The sequence below is a fragment of the Enterobacter sp. DC1 genome (assembly GCF_000568075.1).
GTDB lineage: Bacteria > Pseudomonadota > Gammaproteobacteria > Enterobacterales > Enterobacteriaceae > Enterobacter > Enterobacter asburiae.
Genome location: NZ_AZUA01000001.1, coordinates 982,385 through 997,398, shown reverse-complemented (window position 1 = coordinate 997,398; position 15,014 = coordinate 982,385). Strand labels below are relative to the sequence as shown.

Here is a 15,014-nt window from a genome sequence, read left to right as displayed (position 1 = left end):
CTACAAAAAAACAGGGCTGATGCCCTGTTTTTTTTCGGGAGTTCATCATGAATACCTTAATTCTCCTTGCCGCGCTTTCCAGCCAGATCACCTTCAAAACGTCACAGCAGGAAAATATGACCACCATTATTCCTCAGGTCACTCTGGCGCAGTCGTGTGATTGTCAGGTTCAGATTGTTTCTTTACGAGAAGGGCAGGGGGGGCAAAGTTCTTCCCGGCAGCAAAACACACTTTTTATACCCGCTAATCAGACGATTGATTTAATGCGCCTGAGTTTAAATATAAGCGCGGGAGACACGGTAAAAATCGTTGTCACCGTTTCAGACGGTAAATCGCTACATTTATCACAACAGTGGTCGCCAGCGGAACGTTCTCTATGAAAACCCATTAAATCAATAGGTTGTGAATGTGGCGGGTCTGGGCCGTTGAGCTATGCTGATATCAGGGACCAGGTCGTTATGTTCCGTAACGTGAAACTTCGTTTGCCCTAATAAATGAAGCGCGTTTACCCCTCATGGACGATTTTCATTGAGGAGTACCTATAATGAACAACTATTTTGCTCGACTCGCGGCAGGTCTGGGTCTGGTCGTTTCTGCTTTGAGTATCCCGGCTTATTCGGCCACGGTAGTTGACGGCGGTGTCATTCATTTTCGCGGTGCCATTGTCGCCGACCCCTGTGAAGTCACTCCCCAGAAGCAACAGTTTGCCATGTCATGTCCAGATAATAACCGTATGCAAACGCGTATGGTCAGCTACGAAGAGGCGCTTAACGGTAAAGTGAGCGACTCAAACGTGGCGACGCTCAATATGAAATACCTTAATCCTGAAAAAACGCTCGCGGTTGTCGAAATCCAGTATCGCTGATGCGCGCTTTCCCGCCCTGCGGTGAAAGAGGATTTTTTCTGATAGTTTTTTCTCCCGGTCTCCTCTGCGATACACTTAAGAAAATGGCGGGTTGCAGAGGGGCTTTATGAAACCGCAAATTGAAATTATTCATGGCGATATTACGACAGTGCACGTCGACGTCATCGTCAATGCGGCCAATTCATCCCTGATGGGAGGGGGCGGCGTGGACGGGGCTATCCACCGGGCTGCCGGACCGCAGCTGCTGGAAGCCTGTAAAACCGTGCGCCAACAGCAAGGCGAATGCCCTCCCGGTCACGCGGTGATTACGCTGGCGGGCAATCTGCCTGCGAGAGCGGTAATTCATGCCGTAGGGCCCGTCTGGCATGGCGGAGACCAGCACGAAGCGAGTATTCTGGAAGAGGCTTACCGGAACTGTCTGCGACTGGCCGCCGACAACGGTTATAAAACGATGGCGTTTCCGGCCATCAGCACCGGCGTGTATGGTTACCCTAAGGCCGCTGCCGCAACGATCGCCGTAGAAACGGTTTACCGCTATTTGTCGTTAAAACCGCTGCCAGAGAAGGTGATTTTTGTCTGTTTCGACGACGACACCACGCATCTTTATCAGCGGCTTCTGACTCAGCGCAGACAAGAGCTGGAGAGCTGAAGCAAACGCGGCGCATCGGGTGCGCCGCGTGGTTTATGAGGCTTTTGCCTGCGGTTTTCCTGAAAAGAGGAAGCGCAGGAGCGGGATCCGCAGATGGATTTCGTACAGTACGATTGCCACCCCTACAACAAACACCAGCCCGGTAAAGAAGCCCAGGGTGTTGGAGGCGATGTGCGGTGTGATGTAAGCCCCGAAGAAAAGCGTTAACGGGTGATGCACCAGATAGATAAACAGTGACGCATTAACGAAGTAGGTCACGCGACTGGACTTAAAGTTCAGCAAGCGGTGGCCCAGCGCGAATACCACGTTCACCATCCACAGCCCCAACAGCATAGTGATCACGCTTTCCGTTTCATACATCCAGGCATCGCCGCTGCCGTAGCGCTGATTCAGTAGATAGGCCGCGAACGCGAGCGTGGCTCCCAGCGCGCACCACGGTGACGGGGTGACAAACAGCGATTTAAGCTTCGGATGAATAAAGGCGAGCGCCCCGATTAAAAAGAACGGAATGTAGAACAGCGACTGCATCACCACAAAATTAAATAACCCGTCGCTCAAAATCGGCGGGTAGACGATAAGCAGCGTTCGGCGCACGGCGGCATAGGCAATCCCCAACAGCAAGAAGAGCACTGACAGTTTGCCCATCGTAACGTTGGCGAAGAAGGTGTCGGCTTTTGTACTCAGATGGCGGCGCAGGCGGCTGAAAATCAACAGGCTCACCGTTGTGAGCACCACCAGGACCAGCAGGAACCACAGGTGAGACACCAGCTCCCAGACCAGCGTATTGTACTTTTCATACAGCGACAGATTCGGCCAGTTCTCCGCTTTGCCTTTGACGTACTGCAACATAATGAACTGAGGCAGCGTCAGCAGTGGAATTGCGGTCAGCATGGGGATCCCCACGCGCTCTACGCGCACTTTCCACCAGCGTTTGAGCGGGTATCGCAGAAACAGCATGTAAGAGAAATAGCCGGATATGACGAAGAATACCTGCATACGGAAGGCGTGAATAAAGTCATTAAACAGCGTCAGCCACCACGAGGGCATCTGGCTATTCACATGCCAGGTGTGGCTGGAGTAAATCAGTGAAATGTGAAAGGGGATCCCCAATAGCATCAGCCAGGCCCTGATCGAGTCGAGGAAATATTCACGTTCTGTTGGTGTTGTGCTCATATAACGTTGTGCATTCTCAGACTTTTCGTCTTATCCCTAAGACTCATAATGGTTACATTCGAAGCCAACCCTACACCAAGACCGACACCCTGTCTCCAGGATAAGCACGCAAAGTGAATAGCGGGTTCTTTCATTTGCTTAATCCATGAGCCAGCAGCTGAACAAAGCAGTGATAATGTTGTCGGATTGCCTGAGTTTCCATTAAAATGGATCGGATCGATATAAGCACACAAAGGGGGAAGTGCTTACTTATTATGAAACATAAACCACAGATGATGAAAATGCGTTGGTTGGGTGCTGCAGTGGTGTTATCACTGTATACCTCATCGGCACTGGCCTTTAACATCGACGATGTCGCAAAACAGGCAAAATCGATGGCAGGCAAGAGCTACGAAGCGCCGAAAAGTAACTTGCCCTCCGTTTTCCGCGACATGAAGTATGCGGACTATCAGCAGATCCAGTTCAATCACGATAAAGCGTACTGGAGCAATATTAAAACCCCGTTCAAGCTTGAATTTTATCATCAGGGTATGTACTTCGACACGCCTGTTGCCATCAATGAAGTGACGGCAACCGCGGTACGTAAGATCAAGTACAGCCCGGATTACTTCAATTTTGGCAATGTGCAACACGACAAAGATACGGTGAAAGACCTGGGCTTCGCAGGCTTTAAGGTGCTTTACCCGATCAACAGCAAAGATAAAAACGACGAAATCGTCAGCATGCTTGGAGCCAGCTATTTCCGCGTCATTGGCGCGGGGCAGGTGTACGGGCTTTCTGCGCGCGGTCTGGCTATTGATACCGCGCTGCCATCAGGTGAAGAGTTCCCGCGTTTCCGTGAGTTCTGGATTGAACGTCCAAAACCAACGGATAAGCGTCTGACCATTTATGCGCTGCTGGATTCCCCGCGTGCAACCGGTGCCTATCGCTTTGTGATTATGCCGGGTCGAGACACGGTAGTTGACGTGCAGTCCAAAGTTTACCTGCGTGATAAAGTAGGCAAACTGGGCGTTGCGCCACTGACCAGTATGTTCCTGTTTGGGCCGAACCAGCCGTCACCGGCAACCAACTTCCGCCCGGAACTGCACGACTCCAACGGTCTGTCTATTCATGCCGGTAACGGTGAGTGGATCTGGCGTCCGCTGAATAACCCGAAACATCTGGCGGTTAGCAGCTTCGCAATGGAAAACCCGCAAGGTTTTGGCCTGCTGCAGCGTGGTCGTCAGTTCTCCCGCTTTGAAGATTTGGACGATCGCTATGACCAGCGTCCAAGCGCCTGGGTCACGCCAAACGGTGACTGGGGTAAAGGCAAGGTCGAACTGGTAGAAATTCCAACCAACGACGAAACCAACGATAACATCGTCGCTTACTGGACGCCGGATCAGCTGCCGGAAGCCGGTAAAGAGATGAACTTCAAGTACACCATTACCTTCAGCCGCGACGAAGATAAGCTGCATGCGCCGGATAACGCGTATGTGATGCAGACTCGCCGCTCAACGGGTGATGTGAAGCAGTCTAATCTTATCCGTCAGCCTGACGGTACCGTGGCGTTTGTCGTGGACTTCACGGGCCAGGATATGAAGAAACTGTCACCGGACACCGCCGTTGCCGCTCAGGCCAGCATCGGCGATAACGGTGAAATCGTTGAGAATACCGTGCGTTACAACCCGGTAACCAAAGGCTGGCGTCTGACCCTGCGCGTGAAAGTGAAAGATCCGAAACAGACCACTGAAATGCGTGCTGCGCTGGTCAGTAACGATCAGCCGCTGAGTGAAACCTGGAGCTATCAGCTACCTGCCAATGAATAATACATCTGAATATATTGATGCCATGCCGCTGACGGATATCGAAAAAGCGGCACTGCCAAAGAGCGACATCCGCGCGGTTCACACCGCGCTGGATGGTGAACATCATACGTTTTCCCGTGATGATGATACGCCGCTCGGGTCAGTCAAGGCGCGTCTGGAGCAGGCCTGGCCGGACTCGCTGGCGGAAGGGCAGTTGATTAAAGACGATGAAGGACGCGATCAGCTTCAGGCGATGCCGAAGGCCACGCGTTCCTCTATGTTCCCAGACCCATGGCGCACCAACCCGGTGGGACGCTTCTGGGATCGCCTGCGCGGGCGTGATGTTACGCCGCGCTATCTGTCGCGCCTGACGAAAGAAGAGCAGGCGTCCGAACAGAAATGGCGTACCGTGGGGACAATCCGTCGCTATATCCTGCTGCTTCTGACGCTGGCGCAGACGGTCGTCGCGACCTGGTACATGAAAACCATCCTGCCTTACCAGGGCTGGGCGTTTATCAATCCGACGGACATGATGGGCCAGGATCTCTGGGTCTCCTTCATGCAGCTGCTGCCGTATATCCTGCAGAGCGGCATTCTACTGCTGTTCGCGGTCCTCTTCTGCTGGGTCTCGGCCGGTTTCTGGACCGCGCTGATGGGCTTCCTGCAGTTGCTCATGGGGCGTGACAAATACAGCATTTCAGCGTCAACGGTCGGGGATGAACCCCTCAATCCCGAGCACCGTACCGCGCTGATTATGCCTATCTGTAACGAAGACGTTGACCGCGTATTTGCGGGCCTGCGTGCGACCTGGGAGTCCGTAAAGGCGACCGGCAACGCGGAGCATTTTGACGTTTACATCCTGAGCGACAGCTACAACCCGGATATCTGCGTTGCAGAACAAAAAGCGTGGATGGAGCTGATTGCAGAAGTGCAGGGCGAAGGCCAGATCTTCTACCGCCGCCGCCGTCGTCGCGTGAAGCGTAAAAGCGGTAACATCGATGACTTCTGCCGTCGCTGGGGTAACCAGTACAGCTACATGGTGGTGCTGGATGCTGACTCCGTCATGAGCGGAGACTGCCTGAGCGGTCTGGTGCGTCTGATGGAAGCCAACCCTAACGCGGGTATCATTCAGTCTTCGCCAAAAGCGTCCGGTATGGACACGCTGTATGCGCGCTGCCAGCAGTTCGCCACCCGTGTTTATGGGCCGCTGTTTACGGCGGGTCTGCACTTCTGGCAGCTGGGTGAATCGCACTACTGGGGCCACAACGCCATTATCCGCGTGAAGCCGTTCATTGAGCACTGTGCGCTGGCGCCGCTGCCGGGCGAGGGTTCGTTTGCCGGTTCTATTCTGTCGCATGACTTCGTAGAAGCGGCGCTGATGCGTCGCGCCGGCTGGGGAGTCTGGATTGCCTACGACCTGCCGGGATCGTACGAAGAGCTGCCGCCGAACCTGCTGGACGAGCTCAAGCGTGACCGCCGCTGGTGCCATGGTAACCTGATGAACTTCCGCCTGTTCCTGGTAAAAGGGATGCACCCGGTTCACCGCGCGGTGTTCCTGACGGGCGTGATGTCTTATCTCTCCGCACCGCTGTGGTTTATGTTCCTCGCGCTCTCCACTGCGCTGCAGGTCGTCCATGCCCTGACGGAGCCGCAATACTTCCTGCAACCGCGGCAGCTGTTCCCGGTGTGGCCGCAGTGGCGTCCGGAGCTGGCGATTGCGCTGTTTGCCTCCACCATGGTGCTGCTGTTCCTGCCTAAGCTGCTCAGTATCATCCTGATCTGGTGCAAAGGCTCGAAAGAGTACGGCGGTTTCTTCCGCGTGACCCTTTCACTGCTGCTGGAAGTGCTGTTCTCCGTGCTGCTGGCACCGGTACGTATGCTATTCCACACCGTGTTTGTGGTCAGTGCGTTCCTGGGCTGGGAAGTGGTCTGGAACTCACCGCAGCGTGATGACGACTCCACGCCGTGGGGTGAAGCCTTTATGCGCCACGGTTCTCAGCTGCTGCTGGGTCTGGTGTGGGCGGCCGGGATGGCCTGGCTGGATCTGCGCTTCCTGTTCTGGCTGGCGCCGATTGTCTTCTCGCTGATCCTGTCGCCGTTTGTGTCCGTGATTTCCAGCCGTTCAACGGTGGGGCTGCGAACCAAACGCTGGAAGCTGTTCCTGATCCCGGAAGAGTATTCCCCGCCGCAGGTGCTGGTGGATACCGATCGTTACCTGGAACAGAACCGCAGTCGCTCGCTGGATGACGGCTTCATGCACGCCGTGTTTAACCCGTCATTCAACGCCCTGGCAACGGCAATGGCGACGGCGCGTCACCGCGCCAGCCAGGTGCTGGAGATTGCCCGCGATCGTCATGTTGAGCAGGCGCTTAACGAGACTCCGGAAAAACTCAACCGCGACCGTCGTCTGGTGCTGTTGAGCGACCCGGTGACAATGGCGCGTCTTCACTACCGCGTGTGGTCTGCTCCGGAGAAATACTCTTCGTGGGTGAACTACTATAAGGACGTGAAGCTGAACCCGCTCGCCCTGAAGGCGAAGTAAGTTGTTAAGAAGAGGCGGGTAAGCGAATCGCCACCCGCCAGATAAAATACCGGCTTAATCGCCGGTATTTTTTTAGAGGTTAAAGATGAGAATAATCATCGTCGTCATGATGGCATGCCTGCTCAGCGGCTGCGGCAGTATCATCAGTCGCACCATTCCAGGGCAAGGCCACGGAAATCAGTATTACCCGGGCGTGAAATGGGATCTTCGTGATTCCGCATGGCGCTACCTGACCGTGCTCGATCTGCCGTTCTCGCTGATTTTCGACACGCTGTTGCTGCCGATCGACGCCAGCCACGGCCCTTACGAATAGCGTAAATTAACGCTCGTCCCACTCGTCGGCAGCGGTTTGACCTTCTTCCGTATCCAGCGGCGGCTCGAGCTGAAACTCACCCTCATCCCACTCGTGCAGTGTGTTCTCTTCCAGCCATTCCTGCCGAAGTTCGATTTCGTCATAGTCGCCATCAAAGACGGCCTGCGCACCTTCACCGCTTAATATCGGCAAACATTCCCCTTCTTCACCTTCATCGGCAAAGAATTCGGCCTGCCACATAATATCCCCATCCTGCAGAACGTATTTTTGGATATTAAGCTGTTGCACGTCAGCATCTTCTTCTTCAACGCCGGGGTTGTCGGCGAGGAACTCTTCACGAGCGGCATCAATAGCTTCTTCCAGCGTGGCGTACATGGTCATTGGTGTCTCCCTGTTTTCCAGAAGGTTTCAGGGAAAGAATAGCTGAATATAAGATTCTGCAAGTATGAATGCGAAAATAAGCCGTCAGGCGTTCGTCTTATTCCGTCACGGGCCGCAGCGCGCGGGATAAACTGAACCATGAATAAATGGCATTGAACAACACGACGCCCGCCGTCACGATAAAGACGGCGCGAAAACCGAAGCTGGCGGAGATCCCGGCACCGAGCAGCGGTCCGGTGACGTTACCGATATCGCGGAATGACTGGTTATAGCTGAAAATACGCCCGGCAATCTGGTTCGTGGAGTTGTAAACCAGCAGGGTCTGCACGGCGGGAAGTAACGCGCCGTCGGCGGCTCCCAGCAAAAATCGCAGGACGCCCAGCTGCCATGGCGTTTGCACCATCGACATCGGGATAAGCAGCAGGACGGAAATCACCAGCGCGCAGATCAGGATTTTTTCCGGACCCACCCGGTCCCCCAGTTTTCCCAGCCTCGGCGCGCTCAGCAGTGCCGCCACGCCGGGTACGGAGGCAATCAGCCCGCTGATGAATGCAATATTGCTGACGTTACCCGCCAGATCGCGAACGTACAGCGTCAGAATAGGGGCAATCGACCCGGTAGCCACCTGGATAATCATTGTCGTCACGAACAGGCTCAGCACCAGTCTGGGATTTTTAAGCGAGGTCAGCACCTCCCTGGCGTGGAGCATCTCTTTTTTGGCGACAGGCGTGAAGTTTTCACGAATACAGAGCAGGGTGACAATAAAGCACAGGAACAACACGCTGGCGGTGATGAAAAAGACCGGACGCAGGCCGTAGTTATCCGCCAGTAATCCGCCGGCCAGCGGTCCCAGCAGAGCACCGCTCACGCCGCCGGTGGAGAGTGTCCCTAGCGCCCAGCCGCTCTTATGGCGGGGAATTTGCGTGGCTATCAGGGCGTTCGCGTTGGGAATAAATCCTCCCAGCAGGCCAAGCAGCGCGCGCAGGATCAGAAACTGCCAGACGTTCTGCGCCACGCCCATCAGCGCCATGATAATGGCCATCCCCAGCGCCGAGCGCAGCAGCATGATTTTACGTCCCTTGCGATCGGCAAGGCCGCCCCAGAAGGGCGAGGCCATCGCGGAAAAGAGAAACGTGATGCTGAATACCAGACCGGACCACATATTGAGCGCGCTGTGGCCCGTTACGCCAAGCTGTTCGACGTAGAGCGGCAGGAAGGGCATGACCAGGCTAAAGGCCGCGCCGGTAAGAAAACAGCCAAGCCACGCAACCGTGAGGTTACGCTTCCAGTTTATGGGGGCGTCTGAGGGTGACATAACTATCCGCATAATGAGGTGCAGAGCACCTGAAGCATAAAGTAATAAGCCTGCTAATTATGCGCCTGGGTTATGATTGCCGCAATGAGGAGGAGCTTTTAAAGCTAAAACGGCATGCGGCCCTGAGGACCGCATGAGGATTAATAGCGGGACGGCGTGCCTTGTGGCCGCGTTTTAAAACGGCGGTGCAGCCACATGTACTGCTCGGGCGCCAGCATGATGCACTTCTCCACAACGCTGTTCATCCAGCGCGCGGTGGTTTCCGCATCGTCGAGCGGCGGCGCGAGTTCCGGCTCCAGCATCATCAGTTCATAGCCTGAACCATCCGGCTTACGGCGGGGGACAAAAGGCACGATGGCGGCTTTGGACATGCGCGCCAGCATCCAGGTACCGGTCGTGGTGGCGGCCTCTTCAACGGCGAAGAAGGGAACAAATACGCTGGCCTGTGGGCCATAGTCGTGGTCGGGGGCATACCAGACCACTTCACCGGATTTCAGCGCGCGGATCATCCCCTTCAGATCCTTACGGTCGATCATGCTTTTGTTGGAGCGCATGCGGCCGTTGGTCTGGATTAAATCGATGACCGGGTTATCGTTAGGACGATAAACGCCAATGCCCGGCGCCTGCATGCCGAACATGCGCGCCCCGATTTCCAGCGTCAGGAAATGGACGCCGATCAGCAAAACACCCGTCTGGTTGGCCTGAAGCGTATGCACCGGCTCCATGCCGGTTCCCGTCACCTCGCTCCAGCGGGCCATGCGTTTGTCCGGCCAGAACCACGCCATACCGGTTTCCATGAGCCCCATCCCGACGGATTCGAAATTCTTCGCGACCATATCGTGACGCTCTGACTCGCTCATCTGCGGAAAACACAGCTCAAGATTGCGGTACGCGATTCTTGCGCGACGCTTCATAAACAGTTGCGCGAAGCGGCCCAGAAATTTACCCAACCGAAAAATAACAGGGTAGGGAAGCTGTACCAGAAGCCATAAAAAGCCGATGCCAAGCCAGGTCAACCAATATCGGGGATGCAAAAGGGCGGCAGTAAATTTTGGTAACTGGGTCATGTCTTTCCTGTTTTCAAACGTCCTGTTTTGCTAGTGTCTCATTTTTTGAGACATAGCCAAAATATCTGCTTTCGAAGCGTGCACGAATACAGCAATTGTTAAGCCTGATTAATCAGGGTGTGTGAAATGTAGCGTAAATTGTGGGGATGTAAATTGGTTTTGTTTGCTATATGATGCCGACCGATTTTTCATTCTCTCTAACGATTCCAGGACTGTACACCATGCCAGTGTTACACAACCGCGTGTCGAATGAGATGTTGAAAGCGCGTATGTTGGCTGAAACCGAACCGCGCACAACCATCTCTTTCTATAAATACTTCACCATCAACGATCCGCAGGCGACCCGCGATGCGCTTTATCAGGCGTTCACGGCCCTGAACGTCTTCGGCCGCGTCTACCTTGCCCGTGAAGGCATCAACGCGCAAATTAGCGTACCGGAAAGCAAAGTCAGCGCCTTCCGCGACGTGCTTTATCAGTTCGATCCGGCCCTCGACGGCTTGCGCCTGAACATTGCCCTGGATGACGACGGGAAATCCTTCTGGGTGCTGCGCATGAAGGTGCGTGAGCGCATCGTGGCGGACGGTATCGACGATCCCGAGTTTAACGCGGCGGATGTCGGTGAATATCTGAAGGCTGCGGAAGTGAATGCGATGCTGGACGATCCGGATGCCGTGTTCATTGATATGCGTAACCACTATGAGTACGAAGTGGGGCATTTCGAGAACGCGATGGAAATCCCGGCCGACACCTTCCGCGAGCAGCTGCCCAAAGCGGTTGAGATGATGCAGGAACATAAGGATAAAAAGATCGTTATGTACTGCACCGGCGGTATCCGCTGTGAGAAAGCCAGCGCGTGGATGAAGCACAACGGCTTTAATAAGGTCTGGCATATTGAAGGCGGCATCATCGAGTACGCCCGCCGCGCCCGCGAGCAGGGTTTACCGGTACGCTTTATCGGGAAAAACTTTGTCTTTGACGAGCGTATGGGGGAGCGTATCTCGGAAGACGTTATTGCCCAGTGCCACCAGTGCGGTGCACCGTGCGATACCCATACCAACTGCAAAAACGACGGGTGCCATCTGCTGTTTATTCAGTGCCCGGCCTGTGCCGAGAAATTTAACGGCTGCTGTAGCGAATTGTGCAGCGAAGAGAGCATCCTGCCGGAAGAAGAGCAGCGTCGTCGCCGCGCAGGACGTGAAAACGGCAACAAGATTTTCAATAAATCACGAGGCCGTCTGAATACCAAACTGGGTATCCCTGACCCGGAATGATAATAACGCCCGGCACGGCAAAAGCCTGCCGGGCGAATCTATTATGATTTCTGCTGTACACCTTCAACGGAAATAATCAGCTCAACGTCCTGAGACGCCGGGCCTAAATCCGTTGTGATATTAAAATCTTTCAGGTGAATTTTACCCGCTGCTTCAAATCCTGCGCGTTTACCGCCCCACGGATCGTCACCCTGCCCCAGTAATTTAGCATCCAGCGTGACCGGTTTTGTTACGCCGTTAAGCGTCAGGTTGCCGGTAATATTCAGCTTATCACCGTCTTTTTTCACTTCCGTGGAGGTGAAAGTAGCCTGTGGGTATTTCCCGACATTGAGGAATTCGCCACTGCGCAGATGTTTATCACGTTCAGCATGATTGGTATCCACGCTGTTAGTATTAATGGTCACGTTGACCTTGTCGGCGGCAGGATTTTTCTCGTCAAAGGTGAATGTGCCGTCAAAATCCTTAAAGGTACCGTACAGCCAGCTGTATCCCAGGTGCTGAATACGGAAATTGACGAAAGCGTGCTGGCCCTCTTTATCAATTTTATAATCAGCCGCCACGGCGGAACCGGCGGTGAATAGCAGAGATCCCAGGGCGATACCCAGCAGGTGTTTTTTCATTTTATGCTCCAGAGTCAACTGACGAGCGGCCAAGCATGCGCTTTAGCGTATCGTCTTTATCAATAAAATGGTGTTTGAGGGCGGCAAGCCCGTGCAGCACGGACAGGATCACGACGCTCCACGCAAGCCAGAGGTGAACGACCCCTGCGGTGTCAGCCTGAGCGCCCGCATCGCTGAGCGTTGCCGGAACGTCAAAAAGGCCAAAGACGCTAATCGGCTTACCGTCCGCCGTTGAGATAAGGTAGCCGCTAATCAGAATGGCGAAGAGCAGGGCATAGAGCGCGATATGCGCGGCAACTGCACTCAGGCGGGTCATTTTGCCGTGGGTCTTCGGCGCGGCGGGCGGCGGGGAAATATGTCGCCAGACCACGCGAAAAACCAGACCCAGCATCAGGAGGACGCCAATGCTTTTATGTAACTCGGGTGCCTGGTGATACCAGCCGTCGTAATAGCTGAGCGTGACCATCCAGAGCCCAAGTCCAAACATACCGTAGACGGCAATAGCAAATATCCAGTGCAAACCTATGGATATTATTCCGTAGCGCCGGGAGTTGTTACGCAGTTGCATCAGAATGTCCATTTTCATATTAACCGAAGGGTAAAAATGAACGGGAAGATGTGATATTGCAACTGAAATAATTGTCTATTGATTTTTATTTTTTTTATTTCAGCGCTTTTGAACAGGATCGATAAAGGTAATTCAATGTCTTCGTGCAAGATGAAATTGAGTTTTTCAATAAAGCTAAATAAATGTCAATTATTGTCAATCAGGGCTTTCAATAAAATACAATGTAAACAAAATCAATAATGGCCAGCAGCGCCCACAATAAGATATAGAGCATAAAGTGCTCGCGAATATTATTCATCAGAAAGATAACGATCCTGCGCATAACGCCCCGTAATACAGTGTGAATGAAACGGGCCCCGGAACCTCCGAAGCCCGTGGCGGATTATCCGTTAAAACGCGAGAGTGAGAAGGGCGTCAGATCAAACTGCGGCGTGATACCCTGGGCAAACTGCGCGGCGATTTCACCCAGCACGGAAGCGAACTTAAAGCCGTGGCCGCTCAGCCCGGTGATAAGCAGGGTGTTGTCATGCCCTGGCAGGGTATCAATGATAAAGTCTTCATCCGGCGTGTTGTCGTAGGTACACGCCGCGCCATACAGCAAGCCACCGACGCCCGGAAGAATAGTACGCAGGAACGAGAAGGCTTCCGAACCATCCTGTGGGAAGGCGCCGAAGGGCTTACGCTCGTCAGGAGAGGCGATAGCCTGGCCACCGTTGTGTTTACCGATTTTCAGCGCGTCTTTCTCGGAAGGGAAACCGTAGAACTGATCGCCATTCGGCAATTCGCCGGTGAAGGCCGGGAATTTATTCTGAGCGCTGTAGCGACCATCGGACTGGAACCAGGAGAAGACCTTGCGCACCGGCTGGATCGGCAGTTCCGGCAGCAGGCGAGTAACCCAGGTTCCTGCGCTGACGAGCAGGCGGGACGCTGAATAGTCGCCGTCAAGAGTCGTTACCGTGACGCCATTCTCGTCATGGGTGATGGCCTCCACCGGACAGTTAAACAGCTGCGCACAGCCCGCTTTCGCGGCAAGATCGATCCAGGCTTTGATTGCCGTTTCACAATGCAGCACGCCGGAGTGGGCTTCAAAGAGGCCGATGTAATCGTCCGGGACGGTAATTTCAGGCCAGCGCGCGGTAATGCCCGTTGCGTCCAGCTTCTCAACTTCAAGATTAAAGGCTTTTGCGCTGCGCTCGACGCTGGCGAGAAAATCAGAATGAGCAGGGCCAAGGTTGATGACGCCGGTACGCTCGAAAATACGCTCTTCGGTCTGTTTCGCCAGCTCGTCCCACAGCGTCTGGGCGCGAAGCACCAGCGGTACATAGCGCTCGCCTTCCCCATACGCATGGCGCATGAGGCGGGTATCGCCATGATGGCTGCCCTCCGAATGAGGAGGAAGGTGGGCATCGATCATCAGGACCTTCAGACCTGCCTGCGTTGCGTAATAACCGGCAGCGGAACCCACGGAGCCGCTACCAATAATGATTAAGTCGTATCTCATATGCATCTCGTAAACTGATGTTTTGTTAGCAGAGTAATTAACAACGCGGGGTTAGACAAGGGAGAAATAAATAAGGCACCGCGAGGGTGCCTGTAGAGAGAAAAGTGGGCATAAGCTTAGTGCCGTTTATACTCATTTTCCTGATAGTCGCCAGATTCTATTTTTGCAATACCTGCCTCTAAAATAGAAATAAACTGACGGGCGACGTCTGTTGTTAGCCACAGCGTCTGTCCAACTTCCGCTTCTTCACGGTTGAGTTGATTCGGGGTCTGGTAGTGCAAACGCAGCATCAGCGCATCGTAGCTATCTACGGTACTGATATCCCAGCCAACAAGTGGGTGGGTCTGGATCACTTCACTATTCTTTTCCATTATAACCCCCTTAATGCGTGTTAGAAGACAACGGCTCTGAGGTTCAATGCATGTTTTTCTGAAAGCATCTTCAGTATACCAAGTAATAAGGGTTCCAACGGGAAAAATAAACAGGTGGCAACACATTTTTCTGCTTTTTAGGATTGTTCGAACAATAAAACACCATCTCGTTCACGATTTTTAAAGAAGATTCCGAATTAATTTGAACTTGCAGGATTTTTAGACGAAAAAAAGCCGGGGCGACCCGGCAAAAAAACACAATGAGGGAGCAGTGTTAATCTGTGATAAACCAGTCGTCTGCGCTTTCCCACGTTTCCTGCAGGATTTCGCTGATGCGATCTTTATCTTCTTTCGCAGCACCAATGACGGAGAGGTTGTTCGCCGCGGCGTAACGCACCGTTACGGCACCGGCGTTGTCGGGAAAAGTGTTGTTAATACGGCGGGATAATTCGCCTGCCAGTGCATCAAGCGCGCCGGCAGGCAGAACGGTTGTTTTGGCTATGGTGACTTCAATACGCATAAATGCCCCCTGTGTAATATACTGTTTATTTATACAGGTATATTATCGATTTGACAACAAGGGGCATTGAT

At 53.7% G+C, this 15,014-nt stretch carries 17 protein-coding genes; 7 read left to right on the top strand and 10 right to left on the bottom strand.

Annotation, left to right across the window (positions count from 1 at the left end):
* Window positions 1-47 precede the first annotated feature (47 nt).
* The 3 genes from csgC to ymdB all read left to right on the top strand — a co-directional run bounded on the left by csgC (window position 48) and on the right by ymdB (window position 1,514).
* Window positions 48-380, top strand: a complete 333-nt coding sequence (gene csgC, locus P346_RS16660) for a curli assembly chaperone CsgC (protein WP_032658052.1) — start codon at window positions 48-50, stop codon at window positions 378-380.
* Between the two features lie 164 nt (window positions 381-544).
* Window positions 545-865 carry a type 1 fimbrial protein gene (locus P346_RS16665; RefSeq protein ID WP_032658050.1) on the top strand — a complete coding sequence of 107 codons (321 nt, stop codon included), beginning with the start codon at window positions 545-547 and terminating at the stop codon, window positions 863-865.
* A gap of 106 nt (window positions 866-971) precedes the next feature.
* Window positions 972-1,514, top strand: coding sequence for an O-acetyl-ADP-ribose deacetylase (gene ymdB, locus P346_RS16670; protein ID WP_032658049.1), 543 nt, complete (start codon window positions 972-974; stop codon window positions 1,512-1,514).
* Between the two features lie 33 nt (window positions 1,515-1,547).
* Here the strand turns inward: ymdB and mdoC are convergent, their stop codons facing one another.
* Window positions 1,548-2,687, bottom strand: a complete 1,140-nt coding sequence (gene mdoC, locus P346_RS16675) for a glucans biosynthesis protein MdoC (RefSeq protein WP_029739994.1) — start codon at window positions 2,685-2,687, stop codon at window positions 1,548-1,550.
* 254 nt (window positions 2,688-2,941) lie between these two features.
* On the opposite strand from mdoC, the gene mdoG reads away from it, so the two are divergent.
* From mdoG to P346_RS16690, 3 genes are all read left to right on the top strand, one after another.
* A complete protein-coding gene (gene mdoG / locus P346_RS16680) occupies window positions 2,942-4,495 on the top strand; it encodes a glucans biosynthesis protein MdoG (protein ID WP_021240787.1) in 1,554 nt (517 codons plus the stop codon).
* Window positions 4,488-7,016 (top strand): glucans biosynthesis glucosyltransferase MdoH, encoded by a 2,529-nt coding sequence (mdoH, locus tag P346_RS16685; RefSeq protein WP_023311116.1) that lies wholly within the window; start codon window positions 4,488-4,490, stop codon window positions 7,014-7,016. The genes mdoG and mdoH overlap by 8 nt, the downstream gene beginning before the upstream one ends.
* An 85-nt stretch (window positions 7,017-7,101) precedes the next feature.
* Complete coding sequence (locus tag P346_RS16690; RefSeq protein WP_024908995.1) at window positions 7,102-7,329, top strand: YceK/YidQ family lipoprotein; 228 nt, start codon at window positions 7,102-7,104, stop codon at window positions 7,327-7,329.
* Between the two features lie 6 nt (window positions 7,330-7,335).
* Here P346_RS16690 and P346_RS16695 read toward each other — a convergent pair whose 3' ends face one another.
* The 3 genes from P346_RS16695 to P346_RS16705 form a co-directional block, all read right to left on the bottom strand.
* Window positions 7,336-7,710: a MysB family protein gene (locus tag P346_RS16695; RefSeq protein ID WP_023311118.1), complete on the bottom strand. Its 375-nt coding sequence runs from the start codon at window positions 7,708-7,710 to the stop codon at window positions 7,336-7,338.
* Window positions 7,711-7,807: 97 nt separating this feature from the next.
* A complete protein-coding gene (gene mdtG / locus P346_RS16700) occupies window positions 7,808-9,025 on the bottom strand; it encodes a multidrug efflux MFS transporter MdtG (RefSeq protein ID WP_032658047.1) in 1,218 nt (405 codons plus the stop codon).
* A 140-nt stretch (window positions 9,026-9,165) separates the two neighbouring features.
* On the bottom strand, window positions 9,166-10,092 hold the full coding sequence (locus P346_RS16705; protein WP_032658045.1) for a Kdo(2)-lipid IV(A) acyltransferase: 927 nt from the start codon (window positions 10,090-10,092) through the stop codon (window positions 9,166-9,168).
* A 221-nt stretch (window positions 10,093-10,313) separates the two neighbouring features.
* Here P346_RS16705 and trhO point away from each other — a divergent pair, with 221 nt between their 5' ends.
* Window positions 10,314-11,363 (top strand): oxygen-dependent tRNA uridine(34) hydroxylase TrhO, encoded by a 1,050-nt coding sequence (gene trhO / locus P346_RS16710; protein WP_023335250.1) that lies wholly within the window; start codon window positions 10,314-10,316, stop codon window positions 11,361-11,363.
* 41 nt (window positions 11,364-11,404) lie between these two features.
* On the opposite strand, the gene P346_RS16715 is transcribed toward trhO, so the two are convergent.
* From P346_RS16715 to dinI, 6 genes are all read right to left on the bottom strand, one after another.
* Entirely contained in the window at window positions 11,405-11,983 is a 579-nt protein-coding gene (locus tag P346_RS16715; protein ID WP_024909002.1) for a YceI family protein, read from the bottom strand.
* Window position 11,984: 1 nt separating this feature from the next.
* On the bottom strand, window positions 11,985-12,551 hold the full coding sequence (locus P346_RS16720; RefSeq protein WP_032658332.1) for a cytochrome b: 567 nt from the start codon (window positions 12,549-12,551) through the stop codon (window positions 11,985-11,987).
* A 208-nt stretch (window positions 12,552-12,759) separates the two neighbouring features.
* Window positions 12,760-12,873 carry a YceO family protein gene (locus P346_RS0121480; RefSeq protein WP_032658042.1) on the bottom strand — a complete coding sequence of 38 codons (114 nt, stop codon included), beginning with the start codon at window positions 12,871-12,873 and terminating at the stop codon, window positions 12,760-12,762.
* 60 nt (window positions 12,874-12,933) lie between these two features.
* Window positions 12,934-14,052: an N-methyl-L-tryptophan oxidase gene (gene solA / locus P346_RS16725; RefSeq protein WP_032658041.1), complete on the bottom strand. Its 1,119-nt coding sequence runs from the start codon at window positions 14,050-14,052 to the stop codon at window positions 12,934-12,936.
* A gap of 116 nt (window positions 14,053-14,168) precedes the next feature.
* Complete coding sequence (gene bssS / locus P346_RS16730; RefSeq protein ID WP_008500827.1) at window positions 14,169-14,423, bottom strand: biofilm formation regulator BssS; 255 nt, start codon at window positions 14,421-14,423, stop codon at window positions 14,169-14,171.
* Between the two features lie 274 nt (window positions 14,424-14,697).
* The gene (gene dinI, locus P346_RS16735; RefSeq protein WP_008500826.1) at window positions 14,698-14,943 is read right to left on the bottom strand and encodes a DNA damage-inducible protein I; all 246 of its coding nucleotides are present in this window, start codon (window positions 14,941-14,943) and stop codon (window positions 14,698-14,700) included.
* Between the last annotated feature and the right edge of the window lie 71 nt (window positions 14,944-15,014).

Coding starts and splice junctions, on each gene's coding strand:
- solA (WP_032658041.1), bottom strand. CDS start 14,052: ATGAGATACGACTTAATCATTATTGGTAGCGGCTCCGTGGGTTCCGCT.
- ymdB (WP_032658049.1), top strand. CDS start 972: ATGAAACCGCAAATTGAAATTATTCATGGCGATATTACGACAGTGCAC.
- P346_RS16705 (WP_032658045.1), bottom strand. CDS start 10,092: ATGACCCAGTTACCAAAATTTACTGCCGCCCTTTTGCATCCCCGATAT.
- P346_RS16720 (WP_032658332.1), bottom strand. CDS start 12,551: ATGCAACTGCGTAACAACTCCCGGCGCTACGGAATAATATCCATAGGT.
- trhO (WP_023335250.1), top strand. CDS start 10,314: ATGCCAGTGTTACACAACCGCGTGTCGAATGAGATGTTGAAAGCGCGT.
- dinI (WP_008500826.1), bottom strand. CDS start 14,943: ATGCGTATTGAAGTCACCATAGCCAAAACAACCGTTCTGCCTGCCGGC.
- mdoH (WP_023311116.1), top strand. CDS start 4,488: ATGAATAATACATCTGAATATATTGATGCCATGCCGCTGACGGATATC.
- P346_RS16695 (WP_023311118.1), bottom strand. CDS start 7,710: ATGACCATGTACGCCACGCTGGAAGAAGCTATTGATGCCGCTCGTGAA.
- P346_RS0121480 (WP_032658042.1), bottom strand. CDS start 12,873: ATGCGCAGGATCGTTATCTTTCTGATGAATAATATTCGCGAGCACTTT.
- P346_RS16715 (WP_024909002.1), bottom strand. CDS start 11,983: ATGAAAAAACACCTGCTGGGTATCGCCCTGGGATCTCTGCTATTCACC.
- mdoC (WP_029739994.1), bottom strand. CDS start 2,687: ATGAGCACAACACCAACAGAACGTGAATATTTCCTCGACTCGATCAGG.
- mdoG (WP_021240787.1), top strand. CDS start 2,942: ATGAAACATAAACCACAGATGATGAAAATGCGTTGGTTGGGTGCTGCA.
- P346_RS16690 (WP_024908995.1), top strand. CDS start 7,102: ATGAGAATAATCATCGTCGTCATGATGGCATGCCTGCTCAGCGGCTGC.
- bssS (WP_008500827.1), bottom strand. CDS start 14,423: ATGGAAAAGAATAGTGAAGTGATCCAGACCCACCCACTTGTTGGCTGG.
- P346_RS16665 (WP_032658050.1), top strand. CDS start 545: ATGAACAACTATTTTGCTCGACTCGCGGCAGGTCTGGGTCTGGTCGTT.
- csgC (WP_032658052.1), top strand. CDS start 48: ATGAATACCTTAATTCTCCTTGCCGCGCTTTCCAGCCAGATCACCTTC.
- mdtG (WP_032658047.1), bottom strand. CDS start 9,025: ATGTCACCCTCAGACGCCCCCATAAACTGGAAGCGTAACCTCACGGTT.